Source organism: Pseudomonas sp. 05N434 (genome assembly GCF_056396965.1).
Window position 1 is genome coordinate 1 of the sequence record NZ_JBFTMK010000509.1, and the last position, 3,680, is coordinate 3,680.

At 60.0% G+C, this 3,680-nt stretch carries 5 protein-coding genes; 2 read left to right on the forward strand and 3 right to left on the reverse strand.

The genetic code is table 11. The features are described 5' to 3' along the window. Nucleotides 1-578, forward strand: a 578-nt coding sequence (locus tag AC1DLB_RS24635; protein WP_477785805.1) for a LysR family transcriptional regulator substrate-binding protein, incomplete at its 5' end; no start/stop codon positions are given. A gap of 98 nt (nt 579-676) precedes the next feature. Here the strand turns inward: AC1DLB_RS24635 and AC1DLB_RS24640 are convergent. The 3 genes from AC1DLB_RS24640 to gntR form a co-directional block, all read right to left on the reverse strand. Then, entirely contained in the window at nt 677-1,420 is a 744-nt protein-coding gene (locus tag AC1DLB_RS24640; protein ID WP_477785806.1) for an NAD-dependent epimerase/dehydratase family protein, read from the reverse strand. A 43-nt stretch (nt 1,421-1,463) separates the two neighbouring features. Further along, entirely contained in the window at nt 1,464-2,096 is a 633-nt protein-coding gene (locus tag AC1DLB_RS24645; RefSeq protein WP_019651718.1) for a glutathione S-transferase family protein, read from the reverse strand. Between the two features lie 64 nt (nt 2,097-2,160). Further along, nucleotides 2,161-3,192 (reverse strand): HTH-type transcriptional regulator GntR, encoded by a 1,032-nt coding sequence (gene gntR / locus AC1DLB_RS24650; protein WP_018926440.1) that lies wholly within the window; start codon nt 3,190-3,192, stop codon nt 2,161-2,163. A gap of 215 nt (nt 3,193-3,407) precedes the next feature. Between gntR and AC1DLB_RS24655 the strand changes: the two genes are divergently transcribed. Beyond that, on the forward strand, nt 3,408-3,680 hold a 273-nt coding region (locus AC1DLB_RS24655), incomplete at its 3' end, for a gluconokinase (protein WP_477785807.1).

Sequence of the window (3,680 nt, forward strand, 5' to 3'; positions counted from 1 at the left end):
CGCCACTGTTGCGCCAGTTCAATCGGCTGTATCCCGGCATTCAAGTGGTGGCGCTAGAGGTCAGCGACGATGAAGTGGAAACGTTGCTCAGTGCCGGGTTGGTGGATGTCGGTGTGGCGTTGAACCCGGCACCTGCGCGCAATGCCGGGCGTTTGGGGCGTGATGCCTGGGTGGCGGTTCTGCCCGGTGGCCATCCTTTGGCGCGCCGCTCGAATGAAGAGGGCGTCTCACTGGCGGAACTGGCGGAGCAACCCTTTGTGCTGGCCACGGGCGGGTGTTCGACCAATGCCCGCAGCCTGGCGGCTGATGCCGGGTTGCAACTGCTGGATGTGCGGGCCGAGGTGCGTGAGTGGAGCAGTGCGTTCACCCTGGTGCGGGAAAACATCGGCGTGACCGTGGTGCCGGAAATGACCCTGCCGACTCATCGCCAAGGCTTGCGGATAGTGCCGGTGACGCCGCGCATCGACCGGGAGTTTGCCTTGGTGGTCGCGCCCGACAAAGAACCTTCGGCGGCGGTGCGGGCGCTGCTGAGGATGCTCGCAGAACATCAGTTATCGGCTGATTCGTCCGGGAACTGAAAAGGAGGGCGATCAACCCTTGCCGCCGAGCGGCAGAGGTCGACCGACCTCAGGCTACAGCGCAAGAACCACGTTGCCCGGATTCTGGAGACGCACCGTCAAGGAAACCCAATGGGAATGTCGAACTCCTGAAATGCATCGTCCACCGGCCTATAACCCAACACCCGGGTAGTTTCACTGAGGTCCAGGCGTTTGAAACGGTTATTGGAGATACCGTGGGCGATCAGGTGTTGCACACCTTCGACCTCCACAGAGAGTTGCAGCAACTGCACTGCATCACGAGGGCTGAGCCATGCACTCAGGTCGCGAGCGTTGGTCAATTCGTGACGGTCCGCAAACTCGAAAGCGCCGATGCGTATGGCAATGCTCGAGAGGTTGTGTTTGGCAGCGTAGAACGCACACAAGGCTTCGCCATAACACTTGCTGACGCCATACAGATTGGCCGGCATCACCTGCATGCCCGGTGTGATCTGCCGGTCCACCGGATAGCCCTCGATGKTCTGCGCGCTGCTGGCGAACACCAATCGTTTACAACCCGCAGCCACGGCGGCTTCGAACAGGTAAGTGGTGGCCAGAATATTGTTGGGCAGTAACTCATCGAAAGAGGCGGTGGCGTGAGGGATGCCGGCCAGATGCACAATGACGTCGATGCCTTTCAGCACTTCGCTTATGGCGGTGAGGTCGGACAGGTCCAGGCGTACAAAGCGATGCGGTGCTTCGACATTGAAGTCGGGCTCGATGCGATCCGTCAGCACGAAGGTGTAGCGGTCCTGCGAAGCTTCAAAAAAGGTTTTGCCGATTCTGCCGCAGGCGCCGGTCAGCAGTACGTTGAGTCCGTTCATGGGGTTCTCTTTTTATGGAAGGGCAGAGGGAGCGGGTTTGGCGTTATGGCACGCCGTTGCAGGCGTGTTCCATGAACCCCGGTCGCAATGCCAGTCGTTGGCAATACGCGTCGACGGCGGGATAGTCCGGGCGTTCCATCGGGGTCATCCGCCAGCGGTTGACCGACAAGCCGATGAGGATATCGGCCAGGGTGAACCGAGGTCCGGCGACATACGCTCCGGTCGACGCGAGTTGCTGTTCGAGGATGCCCATTTTCGCGTTCCAGCCGCGAACGCCATCGGCGATCCGCTGCGGATCCTGGAAGTTCGGCAATTGCCGCACCAGCGCAAAAAAGGCGTAGCCCCAGGACGGATTGAGTTCGGTGGCTTGCCAGTCCATCCACTGTTCCACGCGAGCGCGCGCCGCCGGCTCGATGGGCAACAGATCGGTGTTTTGGTATTTGCCGGCCAGATAGCGGCAGATGGTGTTGGACTCCCACAGCACGCCGGCTTCGTCGATGAGCACCGGCACCTGTGCGTTAGGGTTGAGCTGGAGAAACTCCGGACTCTGGGTCGAGGCAAAACCGCTGCCCCAGTCTTCCCGTTCGTAGGAAACGCCCAGTTCATCGCAGGCCCACAGGACCTTTCTGACGTTGATTGACGAGGCCCGACCCAAAATCTTCAGCGCATGTCCCATTGAGCTTCTCCGTTTGCTGTTACAGGTGCCGGGAATCTAGCACGAGCAAAGGGATGATTGCGTATCAGGTGCTCTCGCGCACCTTCAATTCAAACCCCATGTCTTGCACCGGTTTGGCCACCGAATTGCCGGCCATCAAGGTCAGCATCAACTCGGCCGAACGACGGCCAATGGCCTCTCGAGGCGTATTGATACTACTCAGGCGCGGCACCATGTGTTCGGACATGGGCAGGTCGTTGAAGCCAAGGATCGCCACCTGTTCGGGGATTTTGATGCCGCAGCGCAAGGCTTCGAGCAGTGCGCCCTGGGCCAGGTCGTCGTTACCGAAGAAGATCGCATCGAGGTCTGGATGCGCAGCCAGCAATTGCAGGAACAGTTCGCCACCGAGTCCGACCGATGAGGCCCGTGGCGTCAACACTTCCAGATCCGGGTCGTAGCGCCCGGCCTTTTGCAGCGCCCGACGGAAACCTTCGCCCCGCAGCAACGTACGCTGATCCAGCTGCGCTCCGATATAAGCCAGGCGTTTGCGACCGCGCGACAGCAAATGCTCGGCCGCCGTTTCGCCGGCGGCCAGCTGCGAAAAACCGACGCAATTGAGTCCCGCCGCACTGTCCAGTTCCATCATGTAGACGCAGGGAATGTTGCTGGCCTCGATCATCCGCCGCGAACTTTCGGTGCGGTCGAAACCGGTCAGCAGCAAGCCGCGCGGCTGATAAGCCATGTAGTTGCGCAGCAGGTTTTCTTCTTCATCGCGCGAGTAATGGAAGTTACCGATCAGCACTTCGAAGCCCTTTGGTCGCAAAACCTGATGAATGGCTTCCAGCGTGTCGATGAACAGCAGGTTGGATAATGACGGTACCAACACCACGACGGAATGGCTCTGCGCCGAGGCCAGCGCGCGGGCGGCGGGGTTGACCACGTAGTTCAACTCGAGGGCAGCCTTCTGGACTTTTTCCACCAGTTCGGTGGCCACCGTGCTGACGCCACGCAGGGCGCGGGAGGCTGTAATCGGGCTGACACCGGCCAGGCGCGCGACTTCGTTGAGGGTAGGACGGCCAGTGGTTCGTGTATTTTTATCGTTTTTAGGGGTATTCATCGGACGGCTTGCCAAACAAAATTCAAGGCACTAAGGTAGCGCTGTCTCGATGCAGCTGCAAATGCGTGAGCGGGGTTTGCCTGATCCTCGCTTTTCGGCATCGAGAACGAACATGCTGCAACCCACAAAAATGACAAGRAGGCGTCGGCAACATCTGCTTTTGCACTAGAGTTTTACGTAGCAAAGGTAGCGCTGTCTGCGCGCTGAGGTGTTACATGAATCATTCCATCACCGCCCTGGTCATCATGGGCGTTGCCGGTTGCGGCAAGACGTGTGTCAGCCAGGCCCTGTGCCAGCTCAGCGGCGCCACCGCCATTGAAGGCGACACTTTTCACCCTGCCGCCAATATCGAAAAGATGAGCGCGGGTATCCCCCTGAACGACGAAGACCGTGCCGGCTGGCTCGACAGCCTGTGCGATGAACTGCGCCGCGTCGACGCCCGTGGCGAGCGCCCGGTGCTGACCTGTTCGGCCCTCAAACACAGTTAC

Excerpts from the sequence above, each read along its gene's own strand:
- AC1DLB_RS24645 (WP_019651718.1), bottom strand. The coding sequence starts at position 2,096 with ATGGGACATGCGCTGAAGATTTTGGGTCGGGCCTCGTCAATCAACGTC.
- gntR (WP_018926440.1), bottom strand. The coding sequence starts at position 3,192 with ATGAATACCCCTAAAAACGATAAAAATACACGAACCACTGGCCGTCCT.